This is a genomic window from Luteibacter rhizovicinus (assembly GCF_004342265.1).
Classification (GTDB): Bacteria; Pseudomonadota; Gammaproteobacteria; order Xanthomonadales; family Rhodanobacteraceae; genus Luteibacter; species Luteibacter rhizovicinus_B.
Genome location: NZ_SMCS01000004.1, coordinates 48,258 through 65,246 on the forward strand (window position 1 = coordinate 48,258; position 16,989 = coordinate 65,246).

Genomic DNA, 16,989 nt, shown 5'->3' on the forward strand with positions numbered 1-16,989 from the left:
CCGGACGCCGCCGCGCTCCGCCGCCGACCCGTCCGGGCGGCGGAGCGCGGTTCGCTGTCGCCAGGTTACTGATTCGTAATAACTTTCGATGTGGACGCGGACGAGAATGACTCGCAATAATTGCTGAAGGAACAGTGAAGGATATCTAGACTGTACCGTCTGGTTTGTTTATTCCGAGGTTAAGACTGTGTTAGCATTTCCGCCACTTCAGGCTGCTGCCAGACAGGTTTGACCAAAAATGATTAAGCAGCGCACGCTCAAGAACATCATTCGCGCCACTGGCGTCGGTCTTCATACCGGCGACAAGGTGTACATGACGCTTCGTCCCGCGGCGCCGAACACCGGCATCGTGTTTCGACGCACCGACCTCAACCCGCCTGTCGATCTTCGGTCGCATCCGGAAAACGTCGGCGACACGCGTCTCTCCACGACCCTGGTCAACGGCGACGTACGCGTATCCACGGTCGAGCATCTGCTCTCGGCCATGGCCGGTCTTGGCATCGACAACGCTTATGTCGACCTGTCCGCACCGGAAGTGCCGATCATGGACGGCAGCGCCGGTCCGTTCGTCTTCCTGATCCAGTCCGCTGGTATCGAGGAACAGGACGCACCGAAGCGCTTTATCCGTATCAAGAAGCCGGTCAAGGTACAGGACGGCGACAAGTGGGCCCGCTTCGAGCCGTTCGACGGCTTCAAGGTCGGCTTCTCCGTCGAGTTCAACCATCCGCTCTTCAACAAGCGCAATTCGCAGGCCGAGATGGATTTCTCGACGACGTCGTTCGTCAAGGAAGTCAGCCGCGCCCGCACGTTCGGTTTCATGCGCGACATCGAAATGCTGCGCGAGCGTAACCTCACGCTCGGCGGTTCGATGGACAACGCCGTGGTGCTCGACGATTACCGCGTTCTCAACGAAGACGGTCTGCGCTACGACGACGAGTTCGTGAAGCACAAGATCCTCGACGCGATCGGCGACATCTATATGCTGGGCCATAGCCTGATCGGTGCGTACTACGCGCATAAGTCCGGCCACGAGCTCAACAACAAGCTGCTGCGCACGCTGATGGCCGACGCCACCGCGTGGGAAGAAGTCAGCTTCAAGGATCCGGCCCAAGCGCCGATTTCCTACGCCCATCCCGCTGCGGCGGTCTGATCGGGGCGGGCGCCGCGAGGCGCTGTCGGGTAACGAAGAAGCCGCGGCCATGCCGCGGCTTTTTTGTTTCCCGGCGCGGCCATTGTAGGAGCCCGCTTGCGGGCGAAAGCCAACGGAGCGGTGAAGATGTGCGTGACATCCGCAGCCCGTAGATCGGGCTCGCGGATGTGGGCATCCATCTTCCTCGCCCTGTTGGCTTTCGCCCGCAAGCGGGCTCCTACAAGCCGCGAACGCGGCTCCTAGCACGCCGGCACCAGCGATGTTTGCCCTTGGCGATATCCCTGCCACCCCCATCACAAAACGGTGAAGCTATCGTGCAGGTCTTGTGTTCGCACTTACGGATCGTGCTATAAATCTGGCCACCCCGGTTTCGCCGGGGGCAGGGAACGGGGGTTCTCGTGCGCGTTAAGTGTCGGATTCGCCTGGATTTTCGGCGTGGGACGCCAGTTCGAGGAACAGACTCTTCAATACGGGGTCTGAGAGTGAGGCCGCGGCGGCCTTGAGATGTCTGGCTGCCGAGGTCGAAAGCGGTTTGTGCCGGTCGGGGATGATTTCCTCGGGCGGCAAGGGGGCCACTTTCACGGTTACCGAACCTGCCGGCGCGCCGAGGGCGCGAGCGGACGAGAGGATTTGCGCCTGGTACATGCGCAGCTTCGCGGCCCAGGCGGAGGAGGGCGCCAGAAAAACGAGGCGGCCATCGCGCAGATCGGCAAAACGGACCTGATCGCGCAATGGTGTCGGCAGCGTTTGGCGCAGTTTGCGGTCCAGCTCGTCGAGCTCGCGCGCCTTTTTGGCGAGCGAGGCGACAGGCCCGGCCTCGGCGACGGACGTCAGTCCGCGCGTCGTGCGGCGAGGTGGCTGGATCGGAGATTGCATGGGCCGGTACAAAGTCTTCGATGTGGATGTTATGCAAATCATACTCGTGTCACGCGGCCAGAAAGGGCCGAAAACGCTGGACCTTTCCTGCAGGCGCATGCGCCGCAAGATCGTGGTCTGCGCCGCGGCAGCCGTTCTGGGCGTCGCCGCGCTGGGCGGGGCGCTAGCCCTGTCGCTGGCCAACCCGCACGACCGGGCGTTGTCGGATATCCGTACGCTCCGACAGCAGGTCGCCAGCCAGAACGATCAGCTTGCCGGGGTCCGTAAGAGCGCGCAGCGCGATCTCGACGCACTGGCCGTGAAGCTAGGTCAGCTGCAAGCCCAGTCCATCCGGCTGAACGCGCTGGGCGAACGCCTGACCCAGGTCGGCAAACTGGACGATGGCGAGTTCGACTTCGACGAAACGCCGCCGGTCGGCGGTCCCGAAGGCGGTTCCAGCGACACGGCTTACGCGCTTCCGCAGACGCTGGATCGCAGCATCGACGACCTCGCCGGTCAGTTCGACAGCCAGCAGGCGCAGCTCCAGGCCCTGCAGAGCATGCTGCTCGACCGCAGCATCGAGTCCAGCCTGCGCCCGACCGGCATGCCGGTCCAGGGCTATATCTCATCCTATTTCGGCGGTCGCCCCGACCCGTTCAGCGGTCACAGCGCACGGCATACCGGTATCGACATCGCCGCCCCCACGGGCACGCCCGTTACCGCCGTGGCCGAAGGCATGATCACGTTCGCCGGGGTCCGTAGCGGCTATGGCGACGTGGTGGAAATCGACCACGGCAACGGCTATATGACCCGCTACGCCCATAACAGCAGCATCCTGGCCCATCCCGGCCAGCGCGTGCATGTCGGCGACGTTATCGCCAAGGCCGGCTCCACCGGTCGTTCGACGGGTTCGCACGTTCATTTCGAGGTCTGGTACCACGACCGGGTCGTCAACCCGCTGGCATTCGCTCGTAGCCACCGCTGACACCGCCACGGGGTTGAATCCTGCCCCGACCGCCGCCAATCCGAGGAAAGCGCGGGCGCCCCGTAGTATCATCGCCCTTCTGTCCCGTCCGGTTATGCCGGATGGGAACCCTTAAGTCTCAGATCCGGATGATCGATGTTCAATCGTGCACTGACGAGTATTTTCGGCAGCCGTAACGAGCGTGTGTTGCGCGACCTGTCCAAGAACGTACGCCGCATCAACGCGCTCGAGCCGGAGTTCGAAAAACTTACCGACGACCAGCTGCGAGCCAAAACCGACGAGTTCCGTCAGCGTCTCGCTGCTGGTGAGACGTTGGATGCCCTGCTTCCCGAAGCCTTCGCCACCACGCGCGAGACGGCGAAACGCGTCCTCGGCATGCGCCACTACGACGTCCAGATGATCGGCGGCATGGTATTGCATGGCGGCCGCATCGCCGAAATGCGTACGGGTGAGGGCAAAACCCTCGTCGGTACGTTGCCGGTGTACCTGAATGCTCTGGAAGGCAAGGGCGTGCACGTCGTTACCGTCAACGACTACCTGGCGCGTCGCGACTCGGCGCAGATGGGCAAGCTCTACAACTTCCTCGGCCTCAGCGTCGGTGTCGTTTATCCGGGCATGGAGCAGGGCGACAAGCATGCTGCCTACGCCGCGGACATCACCTACGGCACCAACAACGAATTCGGCTTCGACTATCTGCGCGACAACATGGCGCTCAGCAAGGATCAGCGCAATCAGCGCGGTCTGAACTACGCCATCGTCGACGAGGTCGACTCGATCCTGATCGACGAAGCCCGCACCCCGCTGATCATCTCCGGTCCGGCCGAGGATTCCCCGCAGCTGTACATCGCGGTGAACAAAGTCGTGCCGCGTCTGATCCGTCAGGAAGCCGAAGACGGCGCGGGCGATTACTGGGTCGACGAGAAACAGAAACAGGTCCACATGTCCGAAGAGGGCATGACGCACGCGGAAGAACTGCTGCGCGAGACCGGCGTGATCGAGGCCGATAGCGGCCTTTACGACTCGAAGAACCTCGCGGTCGTCCATCACATGAATGCGGCGCTGCGTGCCAACGCCATTTATCATCGCGACGTCGATTACATCGTGCGCGACGGCGAAGTCATCATCGTCGACGAGTTCACCGGCCGTACGCTGGCGGGCCGTCGCTGGTCCGAAGGTCTGCACCAGGCCGTCGAAGCGAAGGAAGGCGTGCCCATCCAGCGCGAGAACCAGACCCTCGCCACGATCACGTTCCAGAATCTCTTCCGCATGTACTCGAAGCTGGCCGGCATGACCGGTACGGCCGATACGGAAGCGTACGAATTCCAGACCGTCTATGGCCTGGAAGTCGTCGTGATCCCGACGCACAAGCCGATGATCCGCCTCGACAACCCGGACTCCGTGTTCCTCGGGCCCGAGGCCAAGTTCAAGGCCGTCATCCGCGACATCAAGGCCTGTAACGAGCGCGGTCAGCCCGTGCTGGTGGGTACGGCGTCCATCGACGTGTCCGAACTGGTGTCGTCGCTGCTGAAGCAGGAAAAAATCACGCACGAAGTGTTGAACGCCAAGCAGCACGAGCGCGAAGCGCACATCGTCGCGCAGGCGGGCGCGCCCGGTTCGGTCACGATCGCCACCAACATGGCGGGACGCGGTACGGATATCGTGCTCGGTGGCAGCCTCGAAGCCGCCCTGGCGGCGTTGCCCGAAGACGCTTCCGATGCCGACCGCGCTATCGCGCGTTCTGAATGGAAGAAGCGTCACGAGGTGGTGCTTGCGTCCGGTGGCCTGCACATCATTGGTACCGAACGTCACGAATCGCGTCGTATCGACAATCAGCTGCGTGGCCGTTCGGGCCGTCAGGGCGATCCGGGTTCGTCCCGTTTTTACCTGTCGCTTCAGGACAACCTCATGCGCATCTTCGGCGGCGAGCGTATCGGTCGCTGGATGCGCATGTTCGGTATGACCGAAGACGAGCCGCTCGAGGATCGTCTGATCACGCGTCAGATCGAGAAGGTCCAGCGTAAGGTCGAACAGCACAACTTCGATATCCGTAAGAACCTGCTCGAATTCGACGACGTTGCCAACGATCAGCGCAAGGTCATCTACGCACAACGCGACGAGCTGCTCGAAGCGGACGATATCTCCGATATGGTCGGCGACATCCGCGAGGACGTCACCACGGCGCTCGTGCGTCGCTTCGTGCCGGCCGACAGCATCGACGACCAGTGGGACGTTGCCGGACTCGATCGCGAGTTGCAGAGCGAGCTGAACCTGCATCTCGATCTCACCCCGTGGGTAGCGCAGCAATCCGAGATCGATGCCGACGGCATCCTTGAGCATGTACGTACGGCCGTCGATGCGCTGTTCGCCGAAAAGGAAGCGCAGATCGGGTCCGACACCATGCGTTCGCTCGAGAAGCACGTGATGCTTTCGGTGGTGGACAACGCATGGAAAGAGCATCTGGCCAGCATGGATTACCTGCGTCAGGGCATCTATCTACGCGGCTATGCGCAGAAGCAGCCGAAGCAGGAGTTCAAGCGCGAATCGTTCGAGCTGTTCTCCGAGATGCTCGATCGCATCAAGGCCGAAGTCGTCCAGATGCTGGCGCGTATCCGCGTCCGCAGCGAAGACGAAGTCGCCGAGATGGAAGCGCAGCAGCAGCGTGCCGCGGAAGGCCAGCGCCTGCAGTTCCAGCATGCGGATGCCGGTCCCATGGGGCAGGAGCCGGAGCAGGCGGTCGCCACGGCGCCGACACCGGTATTGAACGACGGTCCGAAGGTCGGTCGTAACGATCCGTGTCCCTGCGGCTCAGGCAAGAAATTCAAGCATTGCCACGGTCAGCTGTCTTAAGAAAAAACCCGCCGAAAGGCGGGTTTTTTTATAGAAGCGCGCTTGAGCGCGCTCCTGCAACGGCGCCCCTATAGGCGCAGGCCCAACCGGAACTCAGTCCCCGCCGCCTTTCGGCTTCTGCCTGTACGGCTCCGCTTCGACCGTCACGTACTCCGGCTCCGGCGTATCGAGCCGCATCGCCGTGAGCTGTCCGCCCCACACGCAGCCCGTGTCGATGGCGTACACGCCAAGTCCGGCAAAGCGGCCCAGCGCCGACCAGTGACCGCAAACGATCTTCGTTTCGCGACGGCGCATGCCAGGCACTTCGAACCACGGATACATACCGGGCTTCTGCGTGCCGGGCGTTCCCTTGCCTTCGAAGTCGATGCGGCCGTTGACGTCGCAATAGCGCATGCGGGTAAGCGTATTGATCGTGGCGCGATGACGCTCGACGCCTTGCAGGCGATTGGTCCAGCCCGGCGGCCGATTTCCGAACAGGTTCTTCAGCAGCCGCGGATGGCGCGGACCGCCAAGCTCCCGCTCGACTTCCAGTGCGGCGCGCTGTGCCTGGCGCAGCGTCCACGAGGGAGCCATGCCGGCATGGATCATCGTCCAACCAAGGGCTTCGTCGGTGTGCAGCAGCTTCTGGTTGCGCAGCCATTCGATCAGTACGGGAGCGTCGTCGGCGAACAGGACTTCCCGCAGCTCGGCGTTGACGCGCGATTGCGCGTCCTCACGCCGCTGCGAAATAGCCAGCAGGCTGAGATCGTGGTTGCCGAGCGTGATGATGCAGTTGTCGCGCAACGAATGAATCAGGCGCAGCGTGTCGAGCGACTGACCGCCGCGGTTGACGAGATCGCCGCAGAACCACAGCCGGTCGGCGGCGGGATCGAAACGAATTTTTTCGAGCAGACGCTGAAGCTCGGGGAGGCAGCCCTGGACGTCGCCGATCGCATAGACGGCCATCAGTCGGGTCGCTTCGCCGCGCCACGGTCGGCGTGCACGCTATCCATGTGTTGCTTCCTAATGCAGCGTGCGGGGAATGGAGAGAACAAAGGCAGGAATCGGCGCATCGAAATGCGTGCCGTCATCCGCGACCATGCTGTAGCTGCCCTGCATGGTTCCGACCGCGGTCTCAAGTACCGCGCCCGATGTGTATTCGTACGATTCGCCAGGTCGCATCCACGGCTGTTCACCTACCACGCCTTCGCCACGCACTTCCTCGACTTTGCCATTGGCGTCCGTGATGACCCAGTGACGGGTCATCAGTTGCGCACCCGTGGTGCCCGCGTTGCGCAGGGTGATGGTGTAAGCGAAGACGTAGCGATTGTCGGCCGGTTGCGATTGATCGGTAACGAAGCGGCTTTCAACCTCCACGGCGATCGTGTAAGGAGATTTCTCGGTCATGCGGGGATTGTCGGGGACAGGGAGGGGTGGGGCAAGTACGAGGTGCGCTGAAGTTACCCTGCGCTGGCCAATGTCTGCGCGAGACGAACGAAATCGCCCGGAGACAGCGTCTCGGCGCGGGCCCGTGGATCGATGTCCAGCGAGCGTATGGTCGCCTCGTCGATCAGTCCTTTCAGGGTATTCGACAGCGTTTTGCGGCGCATGGCAAAGGCTGCCTTGACCACGGCGTGGATTTTCGCCGGATCGCCCTTGGGAAGCTGGTCGGGCGTCAACGGTACCAGTCTCACGACCGCCGAATCCACCTTCGGCGGTGGACGGAACGCCCCGGGCGGTACGTTGAACAGCGGAATCACCTTGCAGGCCAGCTGCAGCATGACGCTGAGGCGCCCGTAGACCTTGCTGCCGGGTTCGGCCGCCATGCGGTCGACGACTTCCTTCTGCAGCATGAAGTGCATATCCGCGATAGCGGCGGCATGGTCCACGCAGTGAAAAAGGATGGGGCTGGAAATGTAGTACGGCAGATTGCCGGCGATGCGCAGCTTTTCCACGCCGAGATCGCGTGCGAGCTGGGTGAAATCCACCTTGAGCACATCCGCGTGAATGACGGTGAGTTCGCCGACCGCCGCCGCGCGTTCGCGCAGGCCGGGAATGAGGTCGGTGTCCAGTTCGATGGCGGTCATGCGCTTCGCGGCGGCCAGCAGCGGCAGCGTCAGTGCGCCTTCGCCGGGGCCGATCTCCACGACGACGTCGCCATCGCGCGGCGATATGGAAGAAACGATGCGTTCGATGTAGCGCTTCTCGTGCAGGAAGTGCTGGCCGAAACTTTTCTTGGGACGTGCGTTCATGCGGAAGCTCGGCGGGAGGCCAGTTCGATGGCCATGCGCGCGGCCGCGATCAGGCTCGACGGGTCGGCGCGGCCGGTACCGGCCAGGTCGAGCGCCGTACCGTGATCGACCGACGTGCGGATGAAGGGCAGGCCCAGGGTAACGTTGACGGTACGGTCGAATGCTTCGCTCTTGAGCACCGGCAGCGCCTGATCGTGATACATGGCCAGCACCGCGTCGTAGCGCCCGCGCATGGCCGGCACGAGCGCTGTGTCGGCGGGAAGGGGGCCAAGCAGGCTCATGCCGCTGTTGCGCAGGCGATCGAGCAACGGTTCGATCGTATCGATTTCCTCGCGTCCCAGATGCCCGGCTTCGCCCGCGTGGGGATTGAGTCCCAGCACGGCGATGCGCGGCTCGGCGATGCCGAACAGGTCGACGAGCGAGCGATGCACGATACGCAGGCAACGCTCGAGCAAGGGCGCGGTGATCGCGGCAGGGACGGCGGACAGCGGAAGGTGGGTGGTTGCCAGCGTGACGCGCAGATCGGGGCTGGCGAGCATCATCACGACATCGGCGCCCACGCGATCGGCGAAAAATTCGGTGTGACCGCTGAAAGCGATGCCGCCTTCGTTGATCGTGGACTTCTGTACGGGCGCCGTCACCACGGCATCGAAGTCGCCGGCGATGCATCCATCGGCGGCCAGGGCGAGCGTCGCCAGCACGTGTGCGGCATTGCGCGGATCGGGCTGGCCGAAGACAGCCGGCGCGCCAAGCGGAACGTGGCGGATGCGTAGCTGACCGGGCGCGCGGCTGGCGACACGGCTACCGTCGTCGTCGACGAGGGTGAGCTGGACGCCGCAGGTATGGGCCGCACGCAGCAGGTGTTCGCGATCGGTAACGGCGATGAGGTCCGCCGCCAGATCGGTGGCGGCGAGACGTGCGATGAGCTCGGGCCCCACCCCTGCCGGTTCACCGGCGGTAACGGCGAGCCGCGGAAGGGTGGTGGCGGTCACGGGCGACTCACTTCTCGGCGGAGGCCTGGCTATCGGGGGCCGTGTCGCGGAGTTCGGGCACGCGGATGTCCACGTAGGACGACGAGCGCATTTCACGCAGATAGTCTTCGTACGCCTGGTCGGCCTTGCGGTTGCCAATGGACTGGCGTGCCTGATCGCGCTGGAGCTGGTTGGTGAGATCGCTGTCACGCGCGCCGAGGCGCTGCATGATGATCCAGCCGGCATCGGTCTGGATGGGGTGGGAGATTTCGTTGTCTTTCAGGCTGGCGATCTGCTGACCGATGGCCGAACCCCAGGCTTCCTTCGGGAACCAACCCATATCGCCGCCGGCGTTGGCGGTGGTGTTGTCCTTCGACTCGTCCTTCGCGAGCTTCGAGAAGTCTTCTTTCTTGTCGACGAGACGGGTGTAGAGGTCCTGGGCTTTCTTTTCGGCCTGTTCCGGCGTCACGATTTCGGACGGCTTGATGAGGATCTGGCGGGCGTGATACTCGGTGACGATCTGCTTGCCCGGAGCGCGCGTGTCGACCAGCTTCAGGATGTGGAACCCGGTGGGGCCACGCAGTGCGGGAGTCGTTTCGCCCGGCTTGAGCGAGGTCACGGCATCGGCGAACGCCGGCGGGACTTCGTCCAGACGACGCCAGCCCAGGTCGCCGCCTTCGAGCGCGTCCGGCGCGTCGGAGAAACGGATGGCCGCAGCGTTGAAGTCCATGCCGCCCTTGACGGCGTTGATCGCGTCTTCGGCTTTCTTCTGGGCCTGTGCGATGTCGTCGGCACCGCCGCCGCTGGGTGTGCTGATCTGGATGTGCGCCAGATGCACTTCGCCTGCCTTGTACGCAGGGCTGTTGAGCATGTTGTTCACTTCGGCGTCGGTCACCGTGACCGAGTCGCGCACCACGTTCTCGTGCAGCTTCTGGGCGGTGATCTGCTCCGACAGCTGCTGGCGGAAGGCGGCATAGCTGTAGCCGTCGTGTTCGACGGCGGCGCGCAGCTGGTCGGGCGTCATCTTGTTCTGCTGCGCGACGTTGGCGGCAGCGGCGTCGATGTCGGCGTCCGAAACGCGGATGCCCTGGTCGTTGGCTTTCGCGACCTGGAGCTTCATGAGGATCAGACGGTCGAGCACCTGGCGCGCCAGCACGTTCTGCGGCGGCAGCTGGCCCGGATTGCTGGCGTACTGACGGACGATGGCGTTCATCGCGTTGTCGAGTTCGCTTTGCAGGATGACTTCTTCGTCGACGACAGCCACGATCCGGTCGAGCGAGCCGTTGCCGCCGGGTGTGCCGCTGGCAGCGACGCCGCCGGCGGCCGCGGGCGTTGCCGGCTGCATCAGCTGGGCACGGGCGGCGGGCGCAACGGCAGCCGCTAGGGCGGCGGCGAGCAGGGAGTAAGCGAGGATCTGCTTCATCGAATCGAGCCTGGAGCCCAAGTGGGCGTGTCGGTGAGTCATCTTGGAGGCGCGATGCGCCGCCTCGTCGTGTCGAAAACCGGGCGGGCCGCCGCGGTTCGCGACGACCTTGTCCGGAGTCTCAAAGGGATGCGAAATCCCCTTTACTGATAGCCAAGGATAGCACGCCGCAGATAGGTCCCCGTCTGCGGGCTGAGCGAGCCCAAGCCCTTGAATTCAACCTCGAACATGATCGCGTTGGTGGTGCTCCGCGTGTAGTCGCGCACGTAGTGGCGACCCAGCAGGCGAAACGCCACGCAGCAGCTGTCGTACTCGACGCCCACGGCCGCTTCCAGCGTCCGGTTGGAGAATGTGAACACCTGGTTGCCAGCCACGTTTGGCACGATATCCCGACGGGCGAAGACCCAGCGGGCCAGCGCGCGCCAGCGTTCCGAGACCGGATAGACCACGGACGTATCGAATTGTTCCATCACGTTGCGGCGATAGCGGTAGGAGAAATTGAGGATGCCGTCGCCCTTGATCCGGCGCTGGACCTGGACGGTCGCCAGATCGGTGTCGTGGCCTTCGTAGATGATCTGGTTCTGCTCGTTGAGGACGCCCTGTTTCGACGTATTCGGATTCCACTGGTACGAGCTGTTGACACGCCAGAGGTCGTTCAGCTGTACGGCGAACTGAGCGATGTAGTCGGATCCGCTGTAGTCGGTGGGAAGCACGCCGGGCATTTGCACGCGCTGGTTGGTCAGGTAGCGGATCTGGCCGATGCTGGCCGATACGCGCTCCACGCCGCCGTCGTCGAGCAGGCGCGTGGTCAGCGCCGCGGTGATGTTGTTCGCGTCCATCTGGCGGTCGGCGCCCGAGAACCGGTTCGGGCTGAACAGCTGCCAGAAGTCGAACGACATCGCGTTCGTGTCGAAGATGGGCTGGTTCGACTGATCCCGGTAAGGCACGTACAGGTAGTACAGACGCGGCTCGAGCGTCTGCGTGTAGGTGGTGCCGAACAGGTTGGTTTGCTTGTCGAAGATCAGGCCCGCGTCGACGCTGGCGATAGGCACAGAACGGCTGGGTTTCCGCTCGTTGAAGCCGAACTGCTGGTAATCGCTCGTGAGCTGATAACCCGTGTAACGGTAGGCGAGCTTCGGGCGGACAAACCAGGACGCGCCCTGGAAATCGGCGGCCAGGAAGGGGTAGAGATCGAGGCGGTCGCCGTCGACCTGACGATCGGCGGCATCGCTCTTGCGGAAGGCTACGGCCTCGGTCGCGATACCCGTCGTCAGCCATCGGTTGATCGGATAGTCGACGTTGAAGGTGGCACGCGGCCAGCGCTTGTACGGCGCGACCGTATTGGGCAGACCCGCGTCCACGTTCTGGTAGGAATCGGCGCCGAAGGACGTGTTCCAGTATTTCCCGTTGCCGTAAATATAGGCGTTCGACGAAAGCAGGCCCGTCGCGGCACCGAAGATGTCGTTATTGAAGTCGCGGAAATACTGATTGTCCGATGCGCGGTTGATGCTCGTTGCGAAGGTCCAACCCGGCGCGATTGAGGTCGAGTTGGCGAACTTGATCAGGTAGCGCTGCTTGCTGCCGCCGCGATCGCTGGTGCCGCTGATGTCGTCGTCGGGACCCTTGTCGTGCGGCATGTATTCCAGATTGATGGTGCCGTTGGTCCGCGCGAACAGATAACGGAACTCGCCGGCGGCCATGAAGCCGCGATCGGAGTAGTAGCGCGGTTCGACCGTGGCATCGTAGTTCGGCGCCAGGTTCAGGTAATAAGGCACGCCCAGATACAGGCCCGAATGGCTCGAGCTGCCGAAGGTCGGGTACAGGAAACCGCTCTTCCTGCGGTCGTCCAGCGGGAAGGTGAAGTAGGGCAGGTACATGAAGGGAATGTTCTTGAAGCGCATGGTCCCGCTTCGCGCGGTACCGACGCCCGTGTCCTTGTTGAGCGTAATTTCTTTCGCCCTGAACTCCCACATGTGGCTGCCGACATCGCACGTGGAATAGCTGGCCAGATGCATGCGGCTGTGCATCGGGTCCAGCAGCGTGCCGTGGGCCGCGACGCCGTTGCCGCGCGATTGCAGCATCTGGTAGCGGACGTTGTCGGCTTCGCCCTGGTTCGGATTGGTGGTGCCGGTCAGGTGGTCGGCCGACATCAACATCCCGGCTTCCTGGTAACGCACGTTGCCCTGCGCGTCGTAAGCCGTGGTGTCCGCGTTGTAATGGACGTCGTCGGCGCGCAGCAACTGATCGGCGCGCTCGAGCCGTACGCCGCCCATCATGTGATAGACGTTCGGTTCGGTGCTTTCGACCGAGATGGAGTTCGTGTTCGTGACCGCGGTATCGCGAAGCGTGGTGTCCTTCGTGATCGTCGGATCGTAGAAGTCCAGCATCGCGTTCGGGCGACACATGTTGTAGTTGATCGGCCGCGGCGTACACACGAAGGAACCCAGGGGGCAGTACGCGACGGGTGCTTCCCGCTTCGCCGCGGTGGGCGCGGGGGCGTCTTCGGCGCGAACCGCATCGGCGGCGATACCCGAGACGAAGAGGGCGGCGGCAACCGCGAGCAGGCGGCGTTGAGGCAGGATGCTTTTGCGTGACGTCACTGGCGCGGTCTGTTCCGTTCGAAAGGCAGCTAACCTAGCAGAATCCTTGTCCCCACGGCGCGTCGAAACATTCCCCATGACACACGTTCCTTATAGATAAAGACGAATGCCCAGCGGCGGGCCGAGCTTACACCCGGGCAGTATGCCGTCTGTCGCCGTCCGGTTGCCGAACGGCCGTTCATGGTTTCGCTTCGTGAAGCCGATCGAGCTGGCCCGGAGCCGGATCAGGTGCGCGGGCGGCGCTCGTGCTGCCAGAGCACTTCGCCATGTCCACTGCGGCGGGCCAGTACCCGTGCGATGACGAAGAGCAGGTCCGACAGGCGGTTCAGGTAACGCTGGGCCTGCGGCCTGACCTCTTCCACGCGACCGAGCGCGACCACATCGCGTTCGGCACGGCGACAGACGGTCCGGGCCAGATGGCAGCAGGATGCGGCCATGCCGCCGCCTGGCAGGATGAAGTCCTTGAGCGCCGGCAGGTCGGCATTGAAGCCGTCCAGCACGTTCTCCAGCCGGTCGATATCGGCGTCCTGCACCATGGCCATGCCGGGGATGCAGAGTTCGCCGCCCAGATCGAACAATTCATGCTGGATCTGGGCAAGCGTCTCGCGGACGTCGTCGTCGACGCCATCGGCGGCCAGCACCATACCGATCGTGCTGTTCAGTTCGTCGACGGTGCCATAGGCCGCGACCCGCAAGGAGTCCTTGCCGGTCCGGCTGCCGTCGCCGAGGCCGGTGCTGCCGTCGTCCCCGGTCCGGGTGTATATCTTCGAAAGACGATTGCCCACGGAATGCCCGTCAGTGGATCGGGCGGCCTGCGCCCTGGTCATGGCGCAGGGTGGCGGTGAGCTTCACGACCAGTACGTGCATGACGGCGCCGATGGCGACATAGATAGCGGAAGTGCGCAGGTAAGGCAGATACCAGTCGGCCAGGTTTTCCATCCAGGCGCCCATGCTGCGCGGCTGGGGAACGCTGTTGCTCAGCCAGTAGAAGCTGCCGTTGGAAATCAGGTAGCAGACACTGACGGTCGCCACCAGGCTGCCCACCAGCAGGCCGAAAGCCCTGGCGTCCAGCGCGCGAGCGTGGCGAGCGAGCCAGCCGCCCCCGAGCCACATGCTGAAATAGGCCGGAACCAGGAACCAATAGGCCGCGGAAACGCAGTAGTGGCTCCAGAAATCCATGCCCTGGTTCGTGATGACGATGAAGTCGACCAGCACGGCTTCGGCCATCAGTATCGGGAAAGCCCAGCGCGCGGAGCCGCGCAGCCAGAAACCGCCCAGGAAGAAGACGGCCCACGAGGCATCGGGCAACGCGCCGAAGTGGTTCATGCGCGTGGCGGCCATCACGGCGGCCAGCGCGAGGAAAATGCCGACGCGGTGCTTTTGCGTCAATGCCATGGGTCGAACTCCGGAAGCGACAGGCGCCTAGTCTACAGCGGCGAGCACTCCTACAGGCGCTCCGACAAGTCCTAGTGCCGGTATCATGACGCCCATGACCGCGAACGATCCCATCATCATCGTCGGCGGCGGCCTCGTCGGCGCCAGTCTTGCCATCGCGCTGGATGCCGCGGGCCGCGAGGCCGTGCTTATCGAGGCGGCCGCGCCACGTACCGGCGCCCAGCCCAGCTACGACGAACGCAATCTCGCCCTTGCCCGTGCGACCGTGAACGGCCTGACCGCTATCGGCGTCTGGGAACTGGCGGCGCCACGGGCGACCCCCATCGTCGATATTCATGTCAGCCGCGCGGGCGATTTCGGTAGCGTCAGGATGAATGCCGCCGCGGAAGGCGTCGATGCGCTGGGCTGGACACTGCCCGCCCGCGAACTCGGCGAAGCCTTGCTTCGTCGGCTGGATACCTGCCGCCACCTGACGCGTATCGCTCCCGGGCGGGTCGGTGCCATCGAGGCCTTCGAGGGCGGATGGTCCGTTGCCGTGGAAACGCCCGATGGCCCACGCCGCCTTTCGACACCCCTGCTGGTCGCCGCCGATGGCACGCATTCCGAGGTACGGGCCCAGCTCGGCATCGGCACGCGTGTCCACGACTACGAGCAGACGCTGTTTGTCTGCACGATGACGCCGGAGCGCGATCATCGCGGGCGTGCCTTCGAACGATTCACGGATCGGGGACCCGTCGCCGTCCTCCCGCTGGCGGAGCGCAGGCTAGGGCTCGTCCTTACCGTGGACGCGCACGAAGCCGCCGATGTCGCCGCGATGGACGACGCGGCTTTCAGCGCACTTGCCCAGGATCGTTTTGGCTGGCGCCTGGGCCGGCTTTCACGCCCGGGTAAGCGCCATCCGTACGAGATCCGCCGTGTCGCCGCCGAATCGCTGACCGGTCCGCGCGCCGTCGTGGTCGGCAACGCTGCACAAACAGTTCACCCGATCGGGGCGCAGGGTTTCAACCTGGGCCTGCGCGATGCGCTGACGCTGTCCGAGCTGGTTGCCGGGGCGTCCGATCCGGGCGATGCGCGTCTGCTTGCAGACTATGCGTCGCGTCGCGAGAGCGATCGCGAGGGCACTATGGCGATGAGTCACGGCCTGGTCCGGCTCGCCTGTCTCGAACAGCCGTTCCTCGGCCCCTTACGTTCGCTCGCGATGCTGGCTTTCGACCGTGTGCCGCCCTTGCGTCGGGCCATGGCACGGCGCGGCATGGGTTTTCGCGAACACGCTCCCGCAGCGATCAGGGAGCCGACGCCGTGAACGCGTCTATAAGCAACGAATCGTCGCGCCGTCGCGGCGGTCTTCTGGATATCGCCGTCGTGGGCGGCGGCATGGTGGGCGCGGCCACTGCATTGGCGCTGGCGCGCGCAGGCTTTTCGACCGCGCTGATCGACGTGCGTGAACCCGCGCCCTGGGACGCTTCGGCCGAAGTCGACCTGCGCGTGGTCGGTCTTGCCCCCTCGTCGGTGCGACTGCTCGATGAGCTGGGCGTCTGGTCCGCGATACGCGAGGCCCGCGCTTCGGCTTACGCGCGCATGTGCGTGTGGGATAGCGAGAATGGCGCCACGATCCATTTCGACGCCGCCGACGAAGGTCGCGACGTTCTCGGATTCATCGTCGAAAACAGTCTCGTGCAAACCGCGTTGTGGCGTGCACTCGACGAAGCCGGCGTACGCCGGATCGTCCCCGCCGAAGTTTCCGGCTACGCCATGCGGGAAGATCGTGCGCAACTGGAACTGGCGGACGGGCAATTCGTTTCGGCGCGTGTGGTCGTCGCCGCCGATGGCAGCCAGTCGCCCCTGCGCGGCATGGTGGGCATCGGTACGCGCGGCCGCGATTATGCGCAGCGCGGCATCGTCGCTCATGTGCGCACGGCCCGCCCGCATGAGGCGACCGCATGGCAACGTTTCCTGCCCGGCGGTCCGCTCGCGTTCCTGCCTCTGTCCGACGGCCGTAGTTCCATCGTCTGGTCGTTGCCGGAGGTGGAGGCCACTCGCGTACTCGCCATGGACGACCGGGCATTTTGCGAAGCCCTCGGCGTGGCCAGCGATTTTCGGCTGGGGCCCATCGAAGCGACGACGGCCCGGGCCGCCTTTCCGCTCCGGTTGCAGCTTGCCGATCGCTACGAAATAGGCCGGCTCGTACTTCTGGGCGATGCGGCCCATGCGGTGCATCCGCTGGCGGGACAGGGCGTGAACCTGGGTTTTCGCGATGTGACGGAGCTGCGCGATGTGCTGGTTGCCGCGCGCGACGCCGGCAGCGATATCGCGGCGTCGCACGTACTGCGCCGTTATGCCCGGCGCCGACGCAGCGCCGACACGCTCGATGCGCTGTCTTTCGATGCGCTAGGACGGGTTTATGGATGGCAGGCCGCACCGCTGGTCGCGGCGCGTGGCATGGGCGTGCGGTTGCTCGAAAAAACCGGACCTCTGAAACGCCTGCTCGGTCGGCATGCCGCGGGATTGTAGTGCGCTAAGCTCTTTCCCCGA

14 protein-coding genes are annotated in these 16,989 nt (G+C 64.2%); 5 read left to right on the top strand and 9 right to left on the bottom strand.

The window, feature by feature from the left end; all coding sequences use genetic code 11:
• Positions 1 to 238 precede the first annotated feature (238 nt).
• Positions 239 to 1,150 (top strand): UDP-3-O-acyl-N-acetylglucosamine deacetylase, encoded by a 912-nt coding sequence (gene lpxC, locus EC912_RS11075; protein ID WP_132143959.1) that lies wholly within the window; start codon positions 239 to 241, stop codon positions 1,148 to 1,150.
• Positions 1,151 to 1,555: 405 nt separating this feature from the next.
• Here the strand turns inward: lpxC and EC912_RS11080 are convergent, their stop codons facing one another.
• Positions 1,556 to 2,026 carry a DUF721 domain-containing protein gene (locus tag EC912_RS11080; protein ID WP_132144653.1) on the bottom strand — a complete coding sequence of 157 codons (471 nt, stop codon included), beginning with the start codon at positions 2,024 to 2,026 and terminating at the stop codon, positions 1,556 to 1,558.
• Positions 2,027 to 2,057: 31 nt separating this feature from the next.
• On the opposite strand from EC912_RS11080, the gene EC912_RS11085 reads away from it, so the two are divergent.
• Together EC912_RS11085 and secA are read left to right on the top strand one after the other, a co-directional pair.
• On the top strand, positions 2,058 to 2,990 hold the full coding sequence (locus tag EC912_RS11085; RefSeq protein WP_132143961.1) for a M23 family metallopeptidase: 933 nt from the start codon (positions 2,058 to 2,060) through the stop codon (positions 2,988 to 2,990).
• A gap of 135 nt (positions 2,991 to 3,125) precedes the next feature.
• Complete coding sequence (gene secA / locus EC912_RS11090; protein WP_132143963.1) at positions 3,126 to 5,837, top strand: preprotein translocase subunit SecA; 2,712 nt, start codon at positions 3,126 to 3,128, stop codon at positions 5,835 to 5,837.
• 93 nt (positions 5,838 to 5,930) lie between these two features.
• Here the strand turns inward: secA and EC912_RS11095 are convergent, their stop codons facing one another.
• The 8 genes from EC912_RS11095 to EC912_RS11130 all read right to left on the bottom strand — a co-directional run bounded on the left by EC912_RS11095 (position 5,931) and on the right by EC912_RS11130 (position 14,457).
• Entirely contained in the window at positions 5,931 to 6,782 is an 852-nt protein-coding gene (locus tag EC912_RS11095; protein ID WP_132143965.1) for a symmetrical bis(5'-nucleosyl)-tetraphosphatase, read from the bottom strand.
• A gap of 57 nt (positions 6,783 to 6,839) precedes the next feature.
• A complete protein-coding gene (apaG, locus tag EC912_RS11100; protein WP_132143967.1) occupies positions 6,840 to 7,223 on the bottom strand; it encodes a Co2+/Mg2+ efflux protein ApaG in 384 nt (127 codons plus the stop codon).
• Positions 7,224 to 7,276: 53 nt separating this feature from the next.
• Positions 7,277 to 8,068, bottom strand: a complete 792-nt coding sequence (rsmA, locus tag EC912_RS11105) for a 16S rRNA (adenine(1518)-N(6)/adenine(1519)-N(6))-dimethyltransferase RsmA (protein ID WP_132143969.1) — start codon at positions 8,066 to 8,068, stop codon at positions 7,277 to 7,279.
• A complete protein-coding gene (gene pdxA, locus EC912_RS11110) occupies positions 8,065 to 9,060 on the bottom strand; it encodes a 4-hydroxythreonine-4-phosphate dehydrogenase PdxA (RefSeq protein ID WP_132143971.1) in 996 nt (331 codons plus the stop codon). Before pdxA ends, rsmA begins: the two co-directional genes overlap by 4 nt.
• Before the next feature lie 7 nt (positions 9,061 to 9,067).
• Positions 9,068 to 10,462: a peptidylprolyl isomerase gene (locus EC912_RS11115; RefSeq protein ID WP_132143973.1), complete on the bottom strand. Its 1,395-nt coding sequence runs from the start codon at positions 10,460 to 10,462 to the stop codon at positions 9,068 to 9,070.
• Between the two features lie 143 nt (positions 10,463 to 10,605).
• The gene (locus EC912_RS11120) at positions 10,606 to 13,062 is read right to left on the bottom strand and encodes an LPS-assembly protein LptD (RefSeq protein ID WP_243649241.1); all 2,457 of its coding nucleotides are present in this window, start codon (positions 13,060 to 13,062) and stop codon (positions 10,606 to 10,608) included.
• A 224-nt stretch (positions 13,063 to 13,286) separates the two neighbouring features.
• Positions 13,287 to 13,847: a cob(I)yrinic acid a,c-diamide adenosyltransferase gene (locus EC912_RS11125; protein WP_132143977.1), complete on the bottom strand. Its 561-nt coding sequence runs from the start codon at positions 13,845 to 13,847 to the stop codon at positions 13,287 to 13,289.
• Between the two features lie 10 nt (positions 13,848 to 13,857).
• Complete coding sequence (locus tag EC912_RS11130; RefSeq protein WP_132143979.1) at positions 13,858 to 14,457, bottom strand: hypothetical protein; 600 nt, start codon at positions 14,455 to 14,457, stop codon at positions 13,858 to 13,860.
• A 94-nt stretch (positions 14,458 to 14,551) separates the two neighbouring features.
• Between EC912_RS11130 and ubiH the strand changes: the two genes are divergently transcribed.
• Together ubiH and EC912_RS11140 are read left to right on the top strand one after the other, a co-directional pair.
• Positions 14,552 to 15,760: a 2-octaprenyl-6-methoxyphenyl hydroxylase gene (gene ubiH / locus EC912_RS11135; protein ID WP_243649242.1), complete on the top strand. Its 1,209-nt coding sequence runs from the start codon at positions 14,552 to 14,554 to the stop codon at positions 15,758 to 15,760.
• Positions 15,757 to 16,968, top strand: a complete 1,212-nt coding sequence (locus EC912_RS11140) for a UbiH/UbiF/VisC/COQ6 family ubiquinone biosynthesis hydroxylase (protein ID WP_279389027.1) — start codon at positions 15,757 to 15,759, stop codon at positions 16,966 to 16,968. The genes ubiH and EC912_RS11140 overlap by 4 nt, the downstream gene beginning before the upstream one ends.
• Positions 16,969 to 16,989: the final 21 nt, after the last annotated feature.